Genomic DNA, 21,542 nt, shown 5'->3' with positions numbered 1-21,542 from the left:
ACCCTCCCCCGCGGGACATGCCCCACCCTCCCACCAGCCACTGGACATAATCCCAAGGTGCCCACTCCCAGGCACGAAAAATGGGCATGTCCGGTGGATGGGACCCGGTGCCGCACGGCCCGATTCGGGGCACACTCAAACGTCGGGTAAACTTGGTGACGACCCCTCATGTGGCGTCATCCTGTTGAACTCCCCCAGGACCGGAAGGTAGCAAGGGTAAACGGGCTCTGGCGGGTGCATGGGGGGTCTTTAATGTCTGTGCCGATTGGTAGGGTTTATTTGTGACTGTTACTACCGCTCTCTACCGCAGATACCGCCCCGATTCGTTCGCGGACGTTATCGGGCAGGAACACGTCACCGAGCCGCTGATGACGGCATTGCGCAAGAACCGTGTGAACCACGCCTACCTCTTTTCGGGCCCGCGCGGCTGCGGAAAAACAACCTCCGCCCGAATCCTGGCCCGCTGCCTGAACTGCGCCGAAGGTCCCACGGACACTCCCTGCGGCAAGTGCCCCAGCTGCGTTGAACTCGCCCGCGGCGGCTCCGGCTCCCTCGACGTCATTGAGATCGACGCTGCCAGCCACGGCGGCGTGGACGACGCCCGCGACCTCCGCGAACGCGCTACCTACGCCCCGGTCCGCGACCGCTACAAAATCTTCATCATTGACGAAGCCCACATGGTCACCTCCGCCGGCTTCAACGCCCTGCTCAAGATTGTCGAAGAGCCGCCGGAACACATCAAGTTCATCTTCGCCACCACGGAGCCGGACAAGGTCATCGGCACCATCCGCTCCCGCACGCACCACTACCCTTTCCGGCTCGTGCCGCCGGAGCCGCTCATGGCGTACCTGGAACTGCTCTGCACGCAGGAGAACGTCCCCGTGGCGCCCGGGGTGCTCTCGCTCGTTATCCGGGCCGGCGGCGGCTCCGTGCGCGACTCGCTGTCCGTGCTGGACCAGCTCATGGCCGGCGCCGGTCCGGCGGGCCTTGACTACGAGCTCGCCGTCGCCCTGCTCGGCTACACCCATGCTTCCCTGCTGGATGATGTCGTGGAGGCCGTCGCTGCCTCCGACGCGGCCACCGTGTTCCGCGCGGTCGACCGGGTCATCCAGACCGGCCACGACCCCCGCCGCTTCGTCGAGGACCTGCTGGAACGGTTCCGGGACCTCATTATCGTCCAGGCCCTGCCCGAGAGCGCGCAGTCAATCCTCCGCGGCATGCCCGCGGACCAGATCGCGCGGATGCACCATCAGGCCCACAACCTGGGCGCGGCCGAGCTCTCCCGTGCGGCCGACGTCACCAATACGGCACTGACTGAGATGACCGGGGCCACGTCCCCGCGCCTGCACTTGGAGCTGCTCTGCGCCCGCATCCTGCTGCCCTCCTCCGAGCAGACGGAGCGCGGCATTGCGGCCCGGATCGACCGGGTTGAGCGGCGCCTGAACTACGCCGGGAACGACGTCGGACATCCCGCCGCCGTGTCCCCCGCACCGGCTGCCGCCGTTTCCGGCCCTGCAGCAGCTTCCTCCTCTCCCGTCCGGGAGGTTTCAGCCGCACGACCTGCCGCTTCCCCGGCAACCCCGGCGCCGGACACCTCCCCGGTGCCCGCAGCTGAGGCCGAGGCCGAACCAGTGTCAACTGCTCGCGTCGAAGCGTCCAGGGAACCGCTCACTGCGCCGCGGGTCAGCACCCGCGACTGGCCCGTCGAGGAGCCCGCCGCGGCCAGCCGCGGTATATCCGGCCATGCCCCCGCAGCCCAGGCTTCCCGGCCGGCGCGGTCAGCACCGTCGGGTCCCCAGCCGTCCACGCCGGCCCAGCCGAGCCGTGTGCAGTCCCAGCAGGCCGACATGCCCACTCCGGCGGCGGCTTCCGCACCGTTCCCGGTTTCCGGTTCCGGGCCCGACGTCGAGGTCCTCCGCCGTGCCTGGCCTGAAATCCTGCAGACCCTGACCAAGATCAAGCGGAGCACGTGGGCGCTCGTCGAGCCCAATGCACAGGTAGGCCACTTCGAGGGCCAGGTCCTGACCCTCGCCTTCACCACGTCAGGCCTGGCCGGCGCGTTCGGCCGAGCGGACCACGCCGAGAACCTGCGGCAGGCGATCCACACGACGATCGGCATTGACTGCCAGATCAATGCGGTCGCCGGCGGCAGCAACAGCACAGCGAGCTCTGACCCAAACCCAAAAGCACCAGATAGCCGGGACGTCCCGGCACCGACCACCGATGCCGACTGGGGCCTGCCCCCAGCCACCGGGCAGACCGGCCCCCAGCCGGAGCCGGCACCGGAACCCGGCCCTGCCGCCGGACCGTCTGCTGTTCACGCGCCAGTCACGCCGCCGGCTCCGGCGCCTGCACTGGCTGCCGAACTGGATGGCGAACTCGACGCCGGGGCACCGACGCCCCCGACGGAGGCCCCTGTGGCGGAAGCGGCTGCCGCGTCGGCCCCGCAGCCGCCGTCGGGCCCCGTGGCCCCGGCGTCCGGCGCCCCAGTGCCCGCTCCTTCCGCAGAACACTCCGGATCTTATGCCTACACCGACGACGACTGGGGTCCCCCGCGGGACGAGGACGCTCCGCCGCTGGACGAGGAGCCGCCCCTGGACTGGGAACCCTCGGCTCCCGTCGTACGCCGGCCCGCCCAGGAGCCGGCCGCGGCCCCAGCCCGCAAGAAGTCCGCCGTCCCGGCCGGTTCCGGAGCGGCAACCGGCGCGCCGTCGGCCGTCTCCCCTGAAGCCAAGGCCCCGGAGACCGCCAACGATCCGTGGGGAAGCGCCGTTGAAGAGTCCTCCGGGATCTGGACGATCGGCACGGAGTCCAACGTGGGGAAGTACCCGCCGGCTGAAGCCGAGGCTCCCGCGTACAGCCCCGAGCCGGAACCGCAGCACTACGAGCCCGCGACAGCCCAGATCCCGCAGTACGCGTCGCCGGTGTCGGCTTCGGCCGCCTACGAAGCTGCCCCCTCCTCGTCCAGCGGCTGGGGCGAGTCCGCGCAGTTGGTGCCCGCCGGGGCCGGAGCCTCTGTCTCCGCTGCCGGCGCCCAAACGGCCGCAGCGCCCGCGGCACCGGCAGTACCTTCGGCGACGGCGCCCGCAGCTCCTGCGGCGCCCGATGCTCCGGCCGATGCCGGCATGACGGCCCGTCAAAGCCTGTACCAGCGGCTGTCCAACAGCCCGGAGGCCGAGGCTGGCCGCGCAAAGGCTCCCGCCCGCGCCTCGGCCCTCACCACCCATGTCCAGGACATTCCCAGCGCGGATGACGAAACAATAGAGGAATCGGGTGTTTTCGGCCGTGCCGCCGTCGAGCGTATTCTGGGCGGAAAGCTGGTCGAAGAGCGCTCCTTGGACGGAAGTCCGCTGCCGCCGCGCTTCTAGCCAGCCCGCCCGGCACTCCGCCGGCAACCACTCCAAACGAACGAGGACATTGTGTACGAAGGTGCGGTTCAAGAGCTGATTGACGAGCTCGGACGCCTTCCCGGAGTCGGGCCAAAGTCTGCCCAGCGGCTGGCCTTCCACATCCTTGAGGCCGATCCGCAGGACATGAAGCGGCTCGTCGAGGCCATCACCTCAGTCAAGGAACGGGTCAAGTTCTGCACGGCCTGCGGCAACGTCACGGAGCAGGAGCTGTGCAATATCTGCCGCGACCCGCGCCGGGACCCGTCAATCATCTGCGTGGTCGAGGAATCCAAGGACGTCCTGGCGGTGGAGCGCACGCGCTCGTTCCGGGGCCGCTACCACGTGCTGGGCGGGGCGATTAACCCGATTGCCGGGATCGGCCCGGAACAGCTCCGGATTCGCGAGCTGCTCACGCGGCTGAACGACGGCGCCATCCAGGAAATCATCATCGCCACGGACCCCAACCTTGAAGGCGAGGCCACGGCCACGTACCTGGCCCGGATGCTCAAGTCGATCGGCATCGCCGTCACCAGGCTCGCGTCAGGCCTGCCCGTGGGAGGGGACCTCGAGTACGCCGACGAAGTCACCCTGGGCCGCGCCTTCGAAGGCCGCCGCAACGCGCTCAGCTAGCCGCCGCCGCGGACCGGCCCACTGGCGCACGCCGTCGTAGTGATTCCCGGTCCGATCCGCTGGACATGCCCAGCCCCTGCGCCCGCCATTGGACATAGCGCCCATATGTCCAACCCCGGGCCCGAGCGGAGCGCATGTCCAGCGGGGCCACGGCATATGTCCAACCCCAGGCCCAAGCGGAGCGCATGTCCAGCGGGGTGTCTGCCATTCGGTCACAATTCAGCACCCGGGCGGTCCCGGCGATAAACTGGGCTCAGAAGATACGCCGTCGCGCCGTTTTGGTTGCCTGGCCCAGAACCCCGATGATCCAGTGAGGGTGCGCGCATGAGTTTGCCCACTACCGAAGCCCAGCCCGGGCCGCAGCAGCAGGAGCTGCCCGCCAGCGGCGCCGCCACCAAACACCTCGTCGTGAAAAAGTTCGGCGGATCCTCGGTCTCGGACGCAGAAGGCATCCGGCGTGTTGCCAGGCGCGTGGTCGATGCCCAGAACGCCGGCGACGAAGTAGTTGTGGTTGTCTCCGCCATGGGCGACACCACCGACGAACTCCTCGACCTCGCCGCGCAGGTCACCGACTCCGCACCGGCGCGGGAAATGGACATGCTCCTTTCCGCTGGCGAGCGGATCTCCATGGCCCTGCTCGCCATGGCCATCAACAAGTTCGGCGCCTCCGCCCAGTCCTTCACCGGCTCCCAGGCCGGCATGATCACCGACGGCATCCACGGCAAGGCCCGGATCATCGACGTCGACCCGCACCGCATCCGCACCGCCCTGGACAAGGGCCACATCGCGATCGTCGCAGGCTTCCAGGGCATGAGCCGGCACACAAACGAAGTCACCACCCTGGGCCGCGGCGGATCGGACACAACCGCGGTGGCGCTGGCCGCCGCCCTCGACGCCGACGTCTGCGAAATCTTCACCGACGTTGACGGCATCTACACCGCGGATCCGCGGGTGGTCCCCTCCGCCCGGAAGATCGACCGCATCTCCAGTGAGGAGATGCTGGAACTGGCGGCCTCAGGAGCCAAGATCCTGCACCTGCGCTGCGTCGAGTACGCCCGCCGCTTCGGAATGCCGCTGCACGTCCGTTCCTCATTCAGCCAGAACGAAGGCACCTGGGTCCTGCCCAGCGCCGACGACAAGATCACCACCCAAAAGGGAGTTGCCTTGGAGCAGCCAATCATCTCCGGCGTTGCCCACGACCGTTCCGAAGCCAAGGTAACGGTCGTCGGGGTTCCGGATATCCCCGGTAAGGCCGCAGCGATCTTTCAGGTCATTGCCGACGCCCACTCGAACATCGACATGATCGTCCAGAACGTCTCCACGCACGGGACCGGCCGGACGGACATCTCCTTCACCCTGCCGATCGTCGAGGGCGCCGAGGCCCTGGCGGCCCTGCGCGCCGCCCAGGACCGGATCGGCTTCGAGAGCATCGAGTACAACGAGAAGATCGGCAAGCTGTCGCTGATCGGCGCCGGCATGCGCTCCCACCCCGGCGTCTCGGCCCGGTTCTTCGCAGCGCTCTCGGAGGCAGGAATCAACATCAACATGATCTCCACCTCCGAGATCCGAATCTCGGTGGTGACGCACGCGGATCTGCTGGACGACGCCGTACGCGCCATCCACAGGGCCTTCGACCTGGACAGCGACGATGAGGCAACGGTCTACGGCGGCACCGGCCGCTAGACAATGGTGTAGGGCAGCACCAGCCGCCCCCTTTCGCCCACCCTCGCGGGCTCTAAAGCCGCCCACGCGCCGTTCAGACCGCCTCTTTCGGGAGGTCTTCCTTTCGGACGGCGTAATGATGCCCCTGCGCGTCAGTCTCCACTTCAAACCCGGCGAGGTCCACCTCGGATGCCCGCTCGAACTCGTCATGCTTGTGCGAAACAGGCACAGAGTAGTCGCCCCGCGAGGCGGGTCCGAAGACGAAGGGCGCCCAGAACGACGGGTGCAGCCGTCTCAGTGCACGTGCCACAATTCCCACCCCCTCTCCAACGATCGGGTCAGGAGGAGCAGCCGTGGTCCCGGCCGTTCCAGTGCCCTTATTTTACGCCCGACGGCGGGAAAAGGCATGGGTGCCGACGCCGCGGATCGGGACCGGATGGTGCACAAAGGGCTCAGCGGAGGGACTTGTCCCCGGGGTTCCGGGGTACCACGTAGGTGCTCCCGTCGGGCCTGTGCAGGGTCTCCCATTGCTGGGTCTCGGCCTCGCGCTGCGCCAGCAACTCCCGGTTCTGCGCTGTCATCTCGTGGCCGAGGGAACCGCGGTTCGCCGGTCCGAAAATCATCCGGAGCTTTCCGGTTGCCCGCATGAACCTCTGGGCCCCTTTTTCCTTGGCCATCGCTATCCGCTCCTCATCCCATGACGTTTCCATCAGTGTACGCTAATCATTAGCACACTAACTATCCGAGGAGGACCCCGTGACGGATGTGACCGAACGAAGAGGAGCCGGCACCGGCCGCGCAGATCCCGCAGCAGCAACCCCGGCGGCCGACGAAGCCACCCGGGATGATCTCCTGCTCGAACACCAGCTCTGCTACGCCCTGACCGTGGCCTCCCGCAGTGTGGTCGGCGCGTACAAGCCCGTGCTGGACGCGCTGGGCCTGACCCACCCCCAGTACCTCGTGATGCTGTGTCTCTGGGAATCGAGCCCCCGCTCCGTGCGGGACATCAGCGAGTCCCTCGCCCAGGAGCCGGCGACCATCTCGCCGCTGCTGCGACGCCTAGAAACGGCCGGTTTCATCACACGACAGCGGATGGAAGGCAATGAACGCGCCCTGGCCGTGCGTCTGACTCCCCGCGGCGCGGCGCTGCGGCAGCAGGCCACGGCCGTCCCCGGCACCATGATGGCCCGGCTGGGCCTGACGCGGGAACAGGTCAGCCAGCTGCACGCATCCATGATGGACCTGATCGCGGCGACAAGGTCCGCCCCTGCCGCCGCCGATGAGGCGCTCCGGCGGTAGACTGGGCGAAACAGAGGAGGACAGCCAATGCGCAAGCAACTCAGGCACGCGGCGCTGGTCCTGATGGCAGTGGCCGGATTGGCTGCCTGCACGCAGGGCGGCGGAACCGCGCAGACGCCGTCGCCGGGCACGTCCAGCAGCTCCGCCCCGGCGAGCGCCAGCCCCTCGGCCACCACTTCGCCGGACACCGAGACAACATCCCCGGCCCCTTCCCCCTCCGCCGCGCCGGTGACCTCCGGGCCCGGCCAAGGCAATGCTGAACTGGCCATCATGGTCAAGCCCTCCGAGACGGGGGCCCCGGCCAACTTCACCCTCGTGTGCCAGAACGGAACGCCGGCGGCCGAAAGCCAGCACCCCAGCGCCGCGACGGCGTGCACCGCCCTGAAGAACAACGCCGCGCTCCTGAGCCCCGCCCCGCGGGCGAAGGACCAGTCCTGCACCCAGCAGTACGGCGGCCCGCAGCAGGCGACCGTCACCGGCGTCGTGGACGGCAACCCCGTTGAGGCGAGCTTCAGCCTGCGCGACGGCTGCGAAATCTCCGCCTGGAATGCCGCCAAGGATGTTCTGGGCTCCACCGGCGGGGCTGTCTAAACTGCAGCACCTCCCCCAGGATGACTGGCTGCAGCGCCAGGAAGCACACCAGGAACGCGTCCGCCGGTACTCGGATCCCTACCTTGCGCGAAGGTCCGCCGGGCAGAAACACCCGGTCGAGGACTTCCTCTTCACCTACTACACCCAGAAGCCCGGACAGCTGCTGCGATGGCATCCCGGCGCCGGTGCCGTCCTCTCCGGCCCGGCCGCTGCGGAGCGCACCGGGTGGAAGTACTACCGCGCTCTCGACGGCGGCGAAGTTGCCGCCGCGGGGCTGCCGGCGGGCACCGCCGTCACTGTCGACGTCGACGCCTTCGTGCGCGACCGCCGGGACGCCCTGCAGTTCGCCGGGATCATCCTCGCGGGAACCGCGGCACGGCCGGCCCAGTTCGGCTGCTTCGGGCTGCACGAATGGGCGATGGTCTACAGGCAGGACAAATTCGAGCTCCGCCACGAGTACCTCCGGCTGCGGCTGGGTTCCGAGCGGACGGACCAGGTGGTCGAGGACAACCGGATCCGCTGCTCGCACTTCGACGCATTCCGCTTCTACACCCCCGATGCAGTGCCGCTGAACAGTCTGGAACCGAGCAGGGAGAACCAGCGGACCATGGAACAGCCCGGCTGCCTCCACGCCAACATGGACCTCTACAAGTGGGCGTACAAACTGGCTCCCCTGCTGCCCAGCGAACTGGTCATGGACTGCTTTGAGCTCTCTTGGCGGATCCGGGCGATGGACATGCGCGCCTCGCCCTACGACCTGGACGAATGGGGCTATCCGGCCATCAGGATCGAGACACCGGACGGCAAGGCCGAGTACGTTGACTACCAGCGCGCCTTCGCAGCCGAATCGCAGGAACTGCGCCGGCGCCTTCTCCTTGAGCTCACACCTCTGCTCCGGGCTCTGGCCGGCGACGCCCGGCCGGCCGGCACGCCGCATCCCCACGAAAGCACGAAAGGACGGCCATGACCGTTTCGCACAACCCCGACGGCCGGCACGACGTCGACCTCACCGTGCGGCTGACGGAGGCGCCGGGAGCCCCGGAGTACACCTTCCGCCTGGCGGCCGACGGCGGCACGGTCTCCCCGGCATCCACCCTGCCGGACCCGGCCGCAGCCCTGGAGGCCGTCCAGCGGTTCGGCGAGGATGTCTTCTTTCCCCAGCCGGGTCCGCCGAAGATGTGCACGCAGCAATACGGCGGCCCGCAGGTGGCTGTGGTGACGGGCTGGTTCCTGGGGCGCGAAGTGCGCAGCGCGTTCAGCCGCACTGACGGCTGCGAGATCGCCCGGTGGCGTGCCATGATGCCGCTGCTCGGCGGGCTCGCGGGTTCTACCGGCGCGATCTAGGACGCGCAGGCCGGGACGGGCCGGGCTCGGGTTAAACAACATTGGCCGGCGGTGGAAACCGCCGGCCAATGCCATGGTTGTCACGTAGCTGGATTCCGCCTAGATGGCGTTGTTTGGAGCCTCGAGCAGATCCTCATTCTGGAACTTGCCCTTCTCCATCTTCACCTTCTTGCCCTTGTCCTTTTTGTCTTTCTTGTCCTTGCTGTCGTGGCTGGTGTCGCCGCTGTCGCCGGGGCCGTCGTTGCTGCTCTGGTCCTCGGACGTCGGCGGAACCACCACGGTGCCGGCCGGAGTCACGATCACGCTGACGAACGTCGGCTCGCTTGCCCCGGCGTACGTCACCCGGCCGATGTAGGAACCAACGGCCAGGCCCTTCCAGTTCAGCGTGACTTTCCCGGTCTGGCCGTTGGCGAGGCGCAGCGGGTTCGGGGTCAGCGTCGCGTTGCCTACGTTGGCGCCCAGAATGGCCGCATCCACGCTTGCCTTCGTGGGCTGCCCGTTCGGGCTGGCGTACAGGTTGATGAAGATCCGGTACGTTCCCGGCGCCGGGTTGGGGATGGACAGCGACTCGCTGGCGGACGAGGTTGCGACCTGGATCAGCTGGTTGGCCGGATTCACCACGAACATGTCGAAGTCGGCATTCGGGTCCGCTGAGTACACGGAGAACTTGGCCAGCTTCACGCCGGCCGGGACCTGGACTTCCTTGGCGTAGTTGGAGGCGTTGGTGGCCCCCAGGACGGCTTCGCCCGGGACCAGTTCGATGCCGGCGGAGTCGGCCTTGGACAGGCCGTCCAGGGTCATGTTGATGGGCGAGTTGCTGCCGGAGACCAGCTTGATGTCACCGGAGCCGGTGCCACCTTCGGAGGTGAAGGCAACATCAGTGGCCGCCATGACCGCCTGCGGCCGGACCGCGATCGGAGAGGCGACATTCTTGTTGGCGCCCTGCCAGGTGAGTGAACCCATCGCGAACTTGCCGAGGGCGGCGTTCTGGTTTTCGAAGGACACCTTGAAGGACTTCTTCTCACCGGCCGCGCCGAAGGTCAGCACGGACGGGGTCACGGTGACCTTGACGCCGGGAAGATCGGTCTTGGCCCGGTAGGTGCCCGGGGTAAGCGCCGTCAGCGTGCGGGTGACCTCGATCTTGCCGGTCAGGTTGCCCAGCGCAAAGGAGGGAACGTTCATGTCACGCGGCTTGGTGGTGGCGAGACCAGGAATGCCCAGGTCAACCCCGGTGCCCTGGATGAAGGCCAGGTAGTCGTCTGCATTTGCGTCGTACACGAGGCCCGGATCCAGCACGCGGGCCGGGTCCACCTGACCCGCGCCGGTCGCGAAGACGTCCGTGTCCTTGCTGCCGTTGGCGAGTTTGACGTCGCTCGCGGTGGTCATCATTGCGGACTTGACCGCGGCCGGGGACCACCCCGGGTTCTTGCCGAGGATCAGGGCGCCGAAGCCGGCCACGTGCGGCGCGGCCATGGAGGTACCGGACAGGAATCCGAAGTTGTCCCCGCCCGTACCGATCGGCGAGACACCTGCCAGCACGGCGACACCGGGAGCAGCAACATCGGGCTTCAACAGGTCGGAGCCGGCGGCCAGCAGCGGGCCGCGGGAGGAGAATCCGGCGATCTGCGGCTGCGCCTCAAGGGCCAGGCCCGTGGTGTCCTTGTTAACCAGGGAGACCTTGATCGCCGGATTGGCCGTCACCTTGGCCTTGATGGCTTCGGTGGCCGGCGGGTTGACGTGCACGGTGGGGACTGCGTGCTTGTCGGTGTCCAGCGAGGAGTTGGTGAGGTTCACCAGGATCATGCCGACGCCGCCGCCGCGGGCAACTTCCGCGCTCTTGGAGACTCGGTCAAAGACGCCGCGGTCACAGACCACTACCTTGCCTGTGACCTTGGCGGGATCCAGGGTGCCCGGCCCGCACAGGGACGCGTTGGCGTCCCCGGCGGTGGCGGCCGCGGTGGCGGCCAGCACGACGCCGGCGTTGGTGACCTGACGGTTCATGATGCTTGCACCGCGGTATTTGGCGCCGTCCGAGAACTCGACCGTGCCCTGGAGCTCCTGGGAGAAGCTGCTCGCGGCAACGGTCGTGAGCCAGGGGGCGCCGTGGTTGACCGTGCTCGCGGTCGGGCCCGAGTTGCCGGCCGAGACGGATACGAAGATTCCGGCGGACGCGGCCGAGAGGAAGGCCATGGAGACAGGGTCGGTGGTGGTCGTGGTGGATCCGGAGATCGAGTAGTTCAGGACGTCGACGCCGTCACTGATGGCCTGGTCGATGGCCGCCACGGCGGAGGAGGAATAGCAGCCGCCCGTGTTGGGGTTGGTGTCTTCCCAGCAGACCTTGTAGACAGAGAGTTTTGCCGCCGGCGCAATGCCGCTGGTCAGGCCGAAGCTGCGGCCGTCAACGAACGTCTCGACGTTGGCGTTGCCGGCGGCGGTGCTGGCCGTGTGCGTGCCGTGGCTGGCGGCGTCAACGGGGGAAATCTTTTCCAGCGGCGACCGGCCTTCCGGCGGCACGAACTTCAGGAAGTCATCGGCGAAGTAGTGAGCGGAGAGAACCTTCGAGTTGCAGGCAGAGCCGTCGAAACCCTCGCCCTTCTGGCACTCACCAACGAAAGTGTCGCCGTCGGACTTGAGCATCGCGATCTTGCCGTCGCCGGTGCGGTACGGCACGCCCACAACGGGGTCGCCGACGAGGGGCTGGACCTGCTCGCCTGCGAAGAACGCACTTCCGGGGGTGTAGCCGGTGTCGATGACGCCGACGACGACGCCCTTGCCGGCCCCAGCCTGGCCGCCGAACTTGGTGTTCCAGGTGCCGTTGGCGCCGCTGAGCTTCAGGAAATCGGTGCTCGAATAGTCCGGCGCGTTCTCAGTGTCGGGGGCGACCACCAGCACACCGGGGTTCTTGGCGAGCTTAATGGCCTGGTCCGAGGTCAGGTTAGCGCTGAAGCCGTTGACCGCCGTCGTGAACTGGCGCCTGATCGCGACGTTCTGCTGTCCGGCCACCTCGGCCTGCTTCTGCTCGAGGTGGGCCTCGTATTGCTGGACTTCAGGCTTCTTGGCGTCCAGCTTCTTGCCCTGCTCCGGCTTGGTGGCCGCAAGGCCTGCCGTTCCGCCGTCGTAGGTGGCCGCCGGCTTCTCTGCCAGAACGACGATGTAGCGGCCATCCTTGTAGCTGTTCGGATCCAGATTTTTTTGTGCCGGAGTGTTCTGCGCAACCCCGGCGAGCGCCGGGCCCTGCAGCTGGGCAGCTGTGGCGGGCGCGATGGCGACCGTTGACAAGAGAACCGGCAAGCCCAGGGTCAGTGCCGCGGCCCTCCGGAGTCCCCCGCTTCGAAGGAAGCTCTTTCCTGGTGATTTCACGTGTGGTTGGACCTTTCATAAGGAACGGTCCCGGCGTCATGTGCCGGGCTCAACGGACTGGCGGGGCGAAAGAACCGTTGATCCCCCTGCCCCCGACGGATACCAGCCGATTCATACAGTACAGACTGAGAGCCGGATATGACATAGAACACATCGAACAAATTTTCTTTTGTCACACAATTCGACAACCCGCCCGGAAGCGGATGACGAAGGGTCCCTCCGGCATCACGGAAGCCCGCCACCCGCGCGGCTCCTGCGCCGGTGGTTCTCCTACTGCCGCGGGGTCCTGACCACTTCACTGATCCAGGCCCGCGTCTTCTCATCGAGAGGCCCGGCAACATTGCTGCTCCGGGCTGCGCGGTCCGCCGTGATCTTCTGCAGGACCATCCGGCCAAGGCCCGCGAAGACAGCGGCTGCGACGACAGGCAAAAGCACTGATTTCGGTTTCCCAGACATGGGCACATCCTACTGACGGGGCAACGGCGAGGCCATAGCCGGTAGAATGGGCGTGCAAGCTCGCGGAGCGCCCTTCATGCCGTCCTCACTACAGGGCGGATCGGCGTGAGACGGCACCACTCCGCTGCGCCCTTACCCAACGCTCACGCACAGGAGTTGCCGGATGCCCCGGATCGTTGTCGACGTCATGCCCAAGCCCGAGATCCTCGACCCGCAGGGGAAGGCCATCGTAGGTGCACTCCCCCGCCTGGGTTTCACAGCCTTCAGCGCTGTCCGCCAGGGCAAGCGCTTTGAACTCACGGTCGACGGAGAGGTGACCGAAGAAATCCTGGCCCAGGCCCGGAATGCCGCGGAGACTCTGCTGTCCAACCCGGTGATCGAGGACGTCGTCAACGTCGAGGTCGTCGAGGCCTGAGATGACTGAACTCCCCCTGATCGGCGGAACCGCCGATGCTCCCGGTCCAGGCACGCTCACCGGTGCGCGGATCGGCGTCATCACTTTCCCCGGCACCCTGGACGACCGCGACGCCGCCCGCGCCGTGCGCCTGGCCGGCGCCACCCCGGTGGCGCTCTGGCACGCCGACACGACCCTGGGCGACGTCGACGCCGTCGTGATCCCCGGCGGCTTCTCTTACGGAGACTATCTCCGTGCCGGCGCCATCGCCAGGTTCGCGCCGCTGATGTCCGTAATCATCGACGCCGCCAACTCGGATGCGCGCCTGCCGGTGCTGGGCATCTGCAACGGCTTCCAGATCCTCACGGAGTCGCACCTGCTTCCCGGCTCGATGATCAAGAACGACCACCTCAAGTTCATGTGCCGCGACCAGATCCTGCGGGTGGAGAACACCACCACCGCCTGGACCCGGGACTACGCCGCCGGCCAGGAAATCACTGTGCCGCTGAAGAACCAGGACGGCCAGTACCTCGCGGATGAGAAGACCCTCGATGCGCTGGAGGCGGAGGGACGCGTGGTGTTCCGCTACGTCGGCTTCAACCCGAACGGGTCCCGGCGCGACATCGCGGGCATCTCCAACGCCGCCGGCAACGTGGTGGGCCTTATGCCGCACCCGGAACACGCGGTGGAAACAGGGTTCGGCCCGGAGCTCGGGTCCAGCACCGACGGCCTCGGCTTCTTCACCTCAGTCCTGAACAAAATCGTGGGAGACAACAAATGACGGAGACGTCAACTGGCCGGACGGCAGGCACCGCCGCCGGGACCAAGAAGTTCAACATCGACACCGTGGAGAACGCGGCCAAGACCCCGGACACCGAACTCCCTTGGGCCGAGCTGGGCCTGAAGCGCAATGAGTTCGACGAGGTCGTGAAGGTCCTGGGCCGTCGCCCTACCGGCGCGGAACTCGCCATGTACTCCGTGATGTGGAGTGAGCACTGCTCCTACAAGTCCTCCAAGAACCACCTGCGCCAGTTCGGTGACAAGGTGACCGAGGAGATGAAGAAGGACATGCTCGTGGGCATCGGCGAGAACGCCGGCGTCACCAACCTCGGCGACGGCTGGGCCGTGACGTTCAAGATCGAGTCCCACAATTCCCCGTCATTCGTGGAGCCCTACCAGGGTGCCGCTACCGGCATCGGCGGCATTGTCCGCGACATCATCTCCATGGGCGCCCGCCCTGTTGCCGTGATGGATCCGCTGCGCTTCGGCGCCATCGACCACCCGGACACCGCGCGTGTCATGCACGGTGCCGTGGCCGGCATCGGCGGTTACGGCAACTCGCTGGGCCTGCCGAACATCGGCGGCGAAATGGTCTTCGACTCCGTGTACCAGGGCAACCCGCTGGTCAACGCGCTCGCCGTCGGCGTCATGCGCCACGAGGACATCCGCCTCGCCAACGCCTCCGGCAAGGGCAACAAGGTGGTCCTGTTCGGTGCCCGCACCGGCGGTGACGGAATCGGCGGCGCCTCCGTGCTGGCCTCGGAGTCCTTCGATGACACCAAGCCCTCCAAACGCCCGGCAGTCCAGGTGGGCGACCCCTTCGCCGAGAAGGTCCTGATCGAATGCTGCCTGGAGCTGTTCAAGGCGTCCCTCGTTGAGGGCATCCAGGACCTCGGCGCGGCAGGCATTTCCTGCGCCACGTCCGAGCTCGCCTCCAACGGCGACGGCGGCATGGAAGTCGAGCTGACCTCCGTCCTGCTCCGCGACCCCAGCCTGACCCCGGGCGAAATCCTGATGTCCGAGTCGCAGGAACGCATGATGGCCGTGGTCACCCCGGAGAACATCGCCGCGTTTGAAGCGGTCATGGACAAGTGGGCCGTGGAGTACTCGTGGCTGGGCGAGGTGACCGATACCGGCCGCCTCATCATCACGTGGGACGGCGCTGTGATCGTCGACGTCGACCCGCGCACCGTGGCCCACGACGGTCCGGTGTACGACCGACCGTACGCCCGCCCGGAGTGGCAGGACGCGGTGCAGGCGGACTCCTTCACGGGGTCTGTGCAGGACGCCGGCCGCCCTTCCGCCCCCGCGGACCTGGCCGCCGCCATCACCGAGCTCGTCGCCTCGCCGAACATGTGCAGCAAGTCCTGGATCACCCAGCAGTACGACCGGTACGTCGGCGGCAACACAGCGATGGCGTACCCCGACGACGCCGGCGTGGTCCGGGTTGACGAGGAAACCGGCCTCGGCGTGGCCCTGGCCACCGACGCCAACGGCCGCTACACCTACCTCGATCCGTACCACGGCGCGCAGCTGGCGCTGGCCGAGGCCTACCGCAATGTTGCCACGTCCGGCGCCGTGCCGATGGCCGTCAGCGACTGCCTGAACTTCGGCTCCCCGGAGGACCCGGACGTCATGTGGCAGCTGGCCGAAGCCATCCGCGGCCTGTCCGACGCCTGCATGGTCCTGGGCATCCCGGTCACCGGCGGCAACGTCTCGCTCTACAACCAGACCGGCACCGTCCCCATCCACCCCTCCCCCGTAGTGGCCGTGCTCGGCAAGTTCGACGACGTCGCACGCCGTACGCCGTCGGGCTGGCGCGAGGACGGCCAGGCTATCTACCTGCTCGGCACGACGGCGGCGGAACTGGACGGCTCGGAATGGTCCAACATGCGCGGACACCTCGGCGGCCTGCCGCCCAAAGTGGACCTCGCGGCCGAACGCGCGCTGGGGGAAATCCTGATCAACGCCTCCCGCGACGGCATGGTGGACTCCGCGCACGACCTCTCCGAGGGCGGCCTCGCGGCAGCCCTCGTGGAGTCCTCGCTGCGCTACGGCGTAGGTGCCCGGATCGCCTTGCAGGACGTCCTGGACCGCGACGGCGTGGACCTGTTCACGGCGCTGTTCTCCGAGACCCAGGGCCGCGCCGTCGTCTCCGTGCCCCGCTCGGAAGAAATCCGCTTCAAGGACATGTGCACGGCCCGCGGCTTCGCGCATGTCCGGATCGGCGTCGTGGACGCCGAGGGCGGCACGCTGGAGATCAACGGCGTCGACACCATGAACCTCGCAGCGCTCCGCGAAGCCCACGAGGCGACCCTGCCAAAGTACTTCGGCTAACCTCACCCACCAAGCAACGCGGGGTCACTTACCGCCCATAAATCCCTCTGGGATGGGCGCTAAGTGACCCCGCGTTGCTTGTCAGTCGTCGCTGCGGTTAGTCGTCGCTGCGGAGTTCGCGCTGGCGAGCGCTGAGCAACTCCAGTTCCGGGAGGCCGGCCACGAAGCGTTCGACGGCGGCCAGCACCTCCACGAGGTGGGCCCGGTCAGCCGCGACAAGGCCGACGCCGACGACGCTCCGCCGGTGCTGGTCCTGCAGCCCGGCCTCGGCCACGGATACGTCGAACCGCCGCTTGATATCCGCGACCAGGCGGCGCACGACGGAGCGTTTCTCCTTCAGCGTATGAACGTCGCCGAGGAGGAGGTCGAATTCAATCCAGCCGATCCACATGGCCCAGTCCTCCCAAGCGGTACGGTCAGATGGTGAGCTCGCCCATCCGGTCCCAGCCTTCGCCGTCGAACTGGCGGCTGACGATCCGGGGGGTCTCCAGCAGTGCCTGCGGCATGTCGGCCATGGCCTTCTGGAAGTGCGCGCTGTTGACGTGGTCCCCGGCGGCGTTGTCCTTGAAGGCCTCGACCAGGACGAATTCGTCGGGATCCTCCACGCTCCGGGACCAGTCGAACCAGAGGTTGCCGGGTTCCCTGCGGGTGGCCTGGGTGAAATCCTCCACGAGGCCGAGCCAGCGCCCGGACCACTCGGGCTTGACCTTGAATTTGACGACGATGAAGATCATTGGCTGAAGCCTTTCATTCAGATTCCGGAGGTTCCATTCTTGCAACAGGACAACGCGGGGTCACATCCGGCCCGTTGCGGGGGCGTTTAGGGACCGTAAGTGACCCCGCGTTGAAGTTGGGGGAGCACCCGGACCGCTACTGTCGGCTCGTCGCCGTCGTACGCCTCCTTGTCGAGCGCGGGGCGGAAACGGGGATCCGAGAGCCCTGGGTCCTCAAAGTCGCACAATAGGTCAAGCACCTGCTGATCAAGCATCCAAAGGCTCGCGCTCAGTTCGCGCCCGCAGCCAGTTCCCGTGCACTCCTAATGTAGCGGGACGTGACGTGCCTCCGTGCCCGCCGGGCCACGGCGCCGCCGGCCGCGTAGATCCAGCTGGACGGCTCGCCGAACGCCGTGACAGCGATCGTCACCGTGCCCTTCGCGTCGATCGATATCTCAAACGCCTCTTCGCCGCGGACCGGGTGCCCGGGGAGCGTGCCGTACCCGAATCCCGCGGACTGCGGCCCGTCGCCCGGCACCGGCCGGCGGACCCAGACGACCTCGCAGGGCGCGTTGAGTCGGAACGGACCCACGCCGAAGCCGCTCACCACGCGTGCGCCGGCGGCGACGACGTCGGAGTCCGCGCGGACCCGAAGTCCGGCCTTCTTCTGCAACTGCCAGGTGAACATGCCCTGGACCACGCGCCGGTAGGTGGCGATGCCCTGGCCGACGTAGGCCTGAGTCGTCAGGGTGCCAGGGGGCAGGTTCCCGTGCTCCGTCGAGCCAATCCCCTCGTAGTTCAGCTCGCCGGCGGCGATCCGGGGCCCGCTCACGGCCGCACCGGCCGGGTGCCGCCCTGGCTGAGCCGGGCCCACCCGAGCTGTTCCTGCTGGCGCCGGGTCAGGGTCGCGACGACGAGGTCGTAGGAGTCCTCCACCATGTCGCGCACCATCGAATCCGGCAGCGAGCCGTCCAGCCGGACGCCGTTCCAGTGCGCCTTGTTCAAATGCCAGGCTCCGGTGATTTCGGGATGCGCGGAGCGCAGTTGCTCGGCCAGCGCCGGTTCGCATTTCAGGCTCACGGCGAAATGGGCCTGGTCCATGGCGGACAGCGCGAACATCTTGGCTTCCTGGCGGGCGCCCCCGGACGCGGCGGCGCGGACTTTGAACACGGAAGTCTCCGGCCCGAACGGGAAGTCCTCGAAAGCCCCGGGAAAGCCGAGGCAGATTCCACGGAGTGCTGCTACATCCATAGTTAGAGCCTACTTCCCGCAACCGACACTGACGACGGGCGAGCTGAGCGGCTTAGACGACGCCGAGGTAGTCCTCGAGCAGGACCACTTCAAGACCGGCGGCGAGCTGGGCCGTGCGGAAGGCAGCCAGGTCCGCTGCGAATTCGGGCCGGAAATGCATCAGCACGATGTCCCCCGGGCGCAGCGAGTTGCCGTACTGGTAGTCCATGCGCCCGACGTTCGACTTCGTTTCCCACGTGACAATCGCTTTCATCCCGGCCGCCGCGACCGCCTGCCGCATGGCAGTGGAGTACGCACCACCGGGTGGCCGGAACAACGTGGGGCGGCGTCCATAGTGTTGCTGGGCGTAATCCTGCATGCCGGTGATTTCCGCGAGCTGCTGCTGGTAGCCCAGTTGGGTGACCATGTTGATGTTGTGGCTCACGGTGTGGTTTTCCACGAGGCTGCCCTGGGCCGCGAACTGTTTGAAGAAGCCCGGATCGGCCTGGACAAAGTTCCGGGTGAGGAAGATCGATGCCGGGTAGTCGTATTCGGCCATGAGGCGCACCATCTCGGGTGACCTCGTCACGCCGTCGTCAATCGTGAGGAACACGACGGGCTGCTTCGTGTCGATCTTGGTCAGGACAGGCGCGAGTCCGTTCTGGACCGGGGGCAGCTTGAAGTCGGGGATGAAGCCACGCCGGAGGTGCTTGTTGCCGGGACGCCGCAGGGCCGACGGCGGCCTTGGAGACGATGCTGTGGAGTGTCCGCCCGCCAGCGCCGCCGGCAATGCCGGCCTGCCGTGCGGGGCGGTTGCCGGTGGCGTGTTTTGCGGAGCCGGAGCCGGTGCCGGTGCCGCGCTTTGCGGAGCCGCGCAGGCGCCCAGGGCCGTCACCAGGGACGCCCCGAGAATCCCCAGTGCCGCACGCCGCCCCGTGGGCTCGGCGAACAGGGCACGATGGTCCTCGCACATAGGTGATCCTGGTTCGAAAGGGGGTGGCTTGTCGGCAGAAGACTAGCAGAGGGAGATGACTGTTCGGCGCGTATCTTTACGGGTGGCCGTCACAGTCCGAAACGCCGGGCGTCCTGCGCCGGGCAGGCGTTCATGATGACGTCCAGTCCGGCGGCCCGGGCGCGGGCGGCCGCCGCTTCATCGATGACGCCCAGCTGCAGCCAAACGGCTTTAGCGCCGACGGCGATCGCCTGGTCGACGACCGCCCCGACCAGGTGCGAGTTCACGAAACAGTCGACGACGTCGATGGGCTGCTTCTCGGCCGGAATGTCGGCGAGGCTCGAGTATCCGACTTCCCCGTGCACGGGGTCGGCGGGAAGGTTCACCGGGATGATCTCCATGCCGAGCCGGTCCCGGATGAAGAGGGAGGTGTCGTAGGCGGCACGCCATTGGTTCGTGGTCAGGCCGACGACGGCCCACCGGCCTTTGGTGCGCATCAGACGTTCAAGGACCACCGGATCGTTCACATGGGACATAACCACAGCCTAACCGCCTCATCGCAGCGCCTGGAGCGGAACCCGCGGCAACGCCATGGTAAGCCGCGCAGCCGATGTGCTCCGCACCCAAGAGTATCTGCCCGGAGTTCCTTAAGGCCCGCCGGGGAGCACCGGCGGCGGTGTGACCCCCGGCAGGGCGGGCGCGAGCCTGTCCGGCACGTCCGGCAGGCCGTTGCCCGCACCGGGGACGCCGGGGAATTTGGGTATGGCGGGGACGGCGGGGACGGCCCGCGTGGCCGCGCGCTGGCTCGGCGTCGGATGATCCTGGCCGGCTGCGGGAGGCACGACTGCGGGAAGGGTGGGTGGCGCTGCGGGCGCAGGTGTCCCCGGTGCCGTCGCGCCGGCTGGGCTCGGCCCTGCCGGGGGCGCCGGGGCTTCGGGTACATCGGCCGGCGACGGCCGTGCGGGCTCCGGGGTCGGCTCCGGAGCCGGGCTGGACTGCTGGAAGATGGATGCCACAATCTTGCTGATGTTTTCGCGGAAGTCCTCGCTGGAGGCCGCGACAGCGCCCGCTCCCAGGGTCATCGCGCCGGCAACGGCGCCGCCGACGAGGGCCAGCCGGCGCTTCCGGCCGCGGTCCCCGGCCAGGCGGGTGACGCCCGCAGGCAGGGATTCCGCGGGCCGTAACCCGTCGGTGGAAGCGATAGGCGGCGCCGCCGTCGTCGTGCCGCGCGAACGGCCGGCGGAAGAGGCTCCCGCGGCCAGCAACGCCGCGAGGTCGGCGCGGGGCGCGGGGGCCAGTTCCGGGATGAGGGCGCGGAGCTGGTCGAGGGAGCTGCGGAGCTCGGGGGACGCTTCGAGGCCGGAATCGCGGAGCATCGCCTGGCTGCTGCCTTCCCGCTGGGGTTCGCGTGTTCCGGTCATGATGCTGCGTGGTCCTTTTCGGTGACGAGTTCGCGCAGGGCGCTGAGCCCGCGTCGCTGAAGCTGTTTGACGGCCCCGGGCGACTTGTCCATGACGCGGGCCACCTGGTCGATGGAGAGGTCCGCGATGATCCGCAGGACAAGCACTTCCCGCTGCTCCTCATTGAGCCGGGCGAGCGTGCCTGAAATGCCGCCGAGGGAGCCCAACGCCTCATCCTCGGCGGAGGCCGCATACCGGGTGTCATCCCGCGGATCGTATTCGGCCAGGTACGGCGTGCGTTCGGCCCGCCGGTGGTAATCGACCAGCCGGGCGTGGGCGATGGAAAAAATGAAGGTCCGCAAGCCGGCGTGGCCGCCCGTGACCTTGGCCAGTTTCGGCAGCACGGCAACGAAGACGTCCTGCGTGAGCGCCTCCGCGTCGTCCACTCCGCGGGCCCGGAAGTAGCCGAGCACCGCGGGGGAAATGACCGTGTAGACAGCACTGAATCCTGAGGGTTCGCCAGCTAGAGCCGCTGACAATTCGTCATCGCTGAGCTGTTCCGCCAAGAGGCTGTCCTTCCGTTACTGCTGGGGTGCGGCCCCGGCAAGTCTAGCGGCCGCACCCCCGGCGCCTCCCTGGAGAGGCGTTCAATGCCTACTTGTCGAGCTTGGGCAGCTCGGCGGCCGGCAGCGCCGGAACGGCCGGCGTTGCCGGCAGATCCTTGGCGCCCGGGACTGCGGGGACAGCGACGGTCACGTCGGCGTGGGCCTTGGCCTGGGCAGCACCCTTGGCGTTGGCGGCGCCCTCGGCGGAGACACCATCCTGATCGGCATCGATGGCGCCCTCGGCGGAGCCCTCCGAACCCTCAACGCCGGCGTTGCCCTTGGCGGAACCGTCAACGGACGGAGACGACGGGGACGCCGGGGACGCCGGAACAGCAGGCACGGCGGGAACTGCGGGCAGCTCCGGGGTTGCCGGAACGGCCGGAACGGCGGGGGCGGCGGG

The 21,542-nt window shown here is 67.9% G+C and carries 23 protein-coding genes, 1 other RNA gene and 1 pseudogene; 11 read left to right on the top strand and 14 right to left on the bottom strand.

Features of this window, described 5'->3' with window-relative positions:
- Positions 1–157 precede the first annotated feature (157 nt).
- The 4 genes from ffs to BJG92_RS05860 all read left to right on the top strand — a co-directional run bounded on the left by ffs (position 158) and on the right by BJG92_RS05860 (position 5,702).
- Positions 158–254: signal recognition particle sRNA small type (gene ffs, locus BJG92_RS05875), an RNA gene on the top strand.
- Positions 255–281: 27 nt separating this feature from the next.
- Complete coding sequence (locus tag BJG92_RS05870; protein WP_232083087.1) at positions 282–3,368, top strand: DNA polymerase III subunit gamma and tau; 3,087 nt, start codon at positions 282–284, stop codon at positions 3,366–3,368.
- Positions 3,369–3,419: 51 nt separating this feature from the next.
- The gene (gene recR / locus BJG92_RS05865; protein ID WP_232083086.1) at positions 3,420–4,019 is read left to right on the top strand and encodes a recombination mediator RecR; all 600 of its coding nucleotides are present in this window, start codon (positions 3,420–3,422) and stop codon (positions 4,017–4,019) included.
- 324 nt (positions 4,020–4,343) lie between these two features.
- Positions 4,344–5,702, top strand: a complete 1,359-nt coding sequence (locus BJG92_RS05860; protein WP_232083085.1) for an aspartate kinase — start codon at positions 4,344–4,346, stop codon at positions 5,700–5,702.
- Between the two features lie 73 nt (positions 5,703–5,775).
- Here the strand turns inward: BJG92_RS05860 and BJG92_RS05855 are convergent, their stop codons facing one another.
- Positions 5,776–5,991, bottom strand: coding sequence for a hypothetical protein (locus BJG92_RS05855; protein ID WP_232083084.1), 216 nt, complete (start codon positions 5,989–5,991; stop codon positions 5,776–5,778).
- A 142-nt stretch (positions 5,992–6,133) separates the two neighbouring features.
- On the bottom strand, positions 6,134–6,358 hold the full coding sequence (locus BJG92_RS05850) for a hypothetical protein (RefSeq protein WP_232083090.1): 225 nt from the start codon (positions 6,356–6,358) through the stop codon (positions 6,134–6,136).
- A gap of 175 nt (positions 6,359–6,533) precedes the next feature.
- Here BJG92_RS05850 and BJG92_RS05845 point away from each other — a divergent pair, with 175 nt between their 5' ends.
- From BJG92_RS05845 to BJG92_RS05830, 4 genes are read left to right on the top strand one after another with little or no spacing between them, the layout of a single operon-like run.
- Entirely contained in the window at positions 6,534–6,980 is a 447-nt protein-coding gene (locus BJG92_RS05845; protein WP_232083089.1) for a MarR family winged helix-turn-helix transcriptional regulator, read from the top strand.
- Positions 6,981–7,007: 27 nt separating this feature from the next.
- Entirely contained in the window at positions 7,008–7,571 is a 564-nt protein-coding gene (locus tag BJG92_RS05840) for an SSI family serine proteinase inhibitor (RefSeq protein ID WP_232083083.1), read from the top strand.
- Complete coding sequence (locus BJG92_RS05835) at positions 7,540–8,538, top strand: 3-methyladenine DNA glycosylase (protein WP_232083082.1); 999 nt, start codon at positions 7,540–7,542, stop codon at positions 8,536–8,538. Before BJG92_RS05840 ends, BJG92_RS05835 begins: the two co-directional genes overlap by 32 nt.
- Positions 8,535–8,915 carry a serine protease inhibitor gene (locus tag BJG92_RS05830; RefSeq protein ID WP_232083081.1) on the top strand — a complete coding sequence of 127 codons (381 nt, stop codon included), beginning with the start codon at positions 8,535–8,537 and terminating at the stop codon, positions 8,913–8,915. The genes BJG92_RS05835 and BJG92_RS05830 overlap by 4 nt, the downstream gene beginning before the upstream one ends.
- A gap of 99 nt (positions 8,916–9,014) precedes the next feature.
- On the opposite strand, the gene BJG92_RS05825 is transcribed toward BJG92_RS05830, so the two are convergent.
- Both BJG92_RS05825 and BJG92_RS05820 read right to left on the bottom strand, forming a co-directional pair.
- A complete protein-coding gene (locus BJG92_RS05825; protein ID WP_232083088.1) occupies positions 9,015–12,218 on the bottom strand; it encodes a S8 family serine peptidase in 3,204 nt (1,067 codons plus the stop codon).
- Positions 12,219–12,545: 327 nt separating this feature from the next.
- A complete protein-coding gene (locus BJG92_RS05820; protein WP_232083080.1) occupies positions 12,546–12,731 on the bottom strand; it encodes a hypothetical protein in 186 nt (61 codons plus the stop codon).
- Positions 12,732–12,894: 163 nt separating this feature from the next.
- On the opposite strand from BJG92_RS05820, the gene purS reads away from it, so the two are divergent.
- The 3 genes from purS to purL are packed head-to-tail and all read left to right on the top strand — an operon-like array spanning position 12,895 to position 16,242.
- Positions 12,895–13,146 carry a phosphoribosylformylglycinamidine synthase subunit PurS gene (gene purS / locus BJG92_RS05815; RefSeq protein WP_056427643.1) on the top strand — a complete coding sequence of 84 codons (252 nt, stop codon included), beginning with the start codon at positions 12,895–12,897 and terminating at the stop codon, positions 13,144–13,146.
- 1 nt (position 13,147) lies between these two features.
- Entirely contained in the window at positions 13,148–13,906 is a 759-nt protein-coding gene (gene purQ, locus BJG92_RS05810) for a phosphoribosylformylglycinamidine synthase subunit PurQ (RefSeq protein WP_232083079.1), read from the top strand.
- Complete coding sequence (purL, locus tag BJG92_RS05805; protein WP_232083078.1) at positions 13,903–16,242, top strand: phosphoribosylformylglycinamidine synthase subunit PurL; 2,340 nt, start codon at positions 13,903–13,905, stop codon at positions 16,240–16,242. Before purQ ends, purL begins: the two co-directional genes overlap by 4 nt.
- 97 nt (positions 16,243–16,339) lie before the next feature.
- On the opposite strand, the gene BJG92_RS05800 is transcribed toward purL, so the two are convergent.
- The 10 genes and pseudogenes from BJG92_RS05800 to BJG92_RS05755 form a co-directional block, all read right to left on the bottom strand.
- Positions 16,340–16,633: a DUF503 domain-containing protein gene (locus tag BJG92_RS05800; RefSeq protein ID WP_232083077.1), complete on the bottom strand. Its 294-nt coding sequence runs from the start codon at positions 16,631–16,633 to the stop codon at positions 16,340–16,342.
- Positions 16,634–16,658: 25 nt separating this feature from the next.
- Positions 16,659–16,976, bottom strand: coding sequence for a putative quinol monooxygenase (locus tag BJG92_RS05795; RefSeq protein WP_232083076.1), 318 nt, complete (start codon positions 16,974–16,976; stop codon positions 16,659–16,661).
- Positions 16,977–17,062: 86 nt separating this feature from the next.
- Positions 17,063–17,230, bottom strand: coding sequence for a hypothetical protein (locus BJG92_RS05790; RefSeq protein ID WP_232083075.1), 168 nt, complete (start codon positions 17,228–17,230; stop codon positions 17,063–17,065).
- A 14-nt stretch (positions 17,231–17,244) separates the two neighbouring features.
- Positions 17,245–17,787: a DUF1990 family protein gene (locus BJG92_RS05785; protein ID WP_232083074.1), complete on the bottom strand. Its 543-nt coding sequence runs from the start codon at positions 17,785–17,787 to the stop codon at positions 17,245–17,247.
- A complete protein-coding gene (locus BJG92_RS05780; RefSeq protein ID WP_232083073.1) occupies positions 17,784–18,206 on the bottom strand; it encodes an MmcQ/YjbR family DNA-binding protein in 423 nt (140 codons plus the stop codon). Before BJG92_RS05780 ends, BJG92_RS05785 begins: the two co-directional genes overlap by 4 nt.
- A 52-nt stretch (positions 18,207–18,258) precedes the next feature.
- Entirely contained in the window at positions 18,259–19,158 is a 900-nt protein-coding gene (locus tag BJG92_RS05775) for a polysaccharide deacetylase family protein (RefSeq protein WP_232083072.1), read from the bottom strand.
- A gap of 89 nt (positions 19,159–19,247) precedes the next feature.
- Positions 19,248–19,673, bottom strand: a complete 426-nt coding sequence (locus BJG92_RS05770; protein WP_232083071.1) for a CoA-binding protein — start codon at positions 19,671–19,673, stop codon at positions 19,248–19,250.
- A 111-nt stretch (positions 19,674–19,784) separates the two neighbouring features.
- Positions 19,785–20,558 (bottom strand): hypothetical protein, encoded by a 774-nt coding sequence (locus BJG92_RS05765; RefSeq protein ID WP_232083091.1) that lies wholly within the window; start codon positions 20,556–20,558, stop codon positions 19,785–19,787.
- Entirely contained in the window at positions 20,555–21,103 is a 549-nt protein-coding gene (locus BJG92_RS05760; RefSeq protein WP_232083070.1) for an RNA polymerase sigma factor, read from the bottom strand. Before BJG92_RS05760 ends, BJG92_RS05765 begins: the two co-directional genes overlap by 4 nt.
- An 88-nt stretch (positions 21,104–21,191) precedes the next feature.
- Positions 21,192–21,542, bottom strand: a pseudogene (locus BJG92_RS05755) (hypothetical protein); the annotation flags it as partial.

It is taken from the genome of Arthrobacter sp. SO5, from assembly GCF_020532805.1.
In the GTDB taxonomy this organism is placed as follows: Bacteria; Actinomycetota; Actinomycetes; order Actinomycetales; family Micrococcaceae; genus Arthrobacter.
The sequence above is the reverse complement of the archived record's forward strand: the minus strand, read 5'-3'. Positions and strand labels throughout refer to the sequence as shown.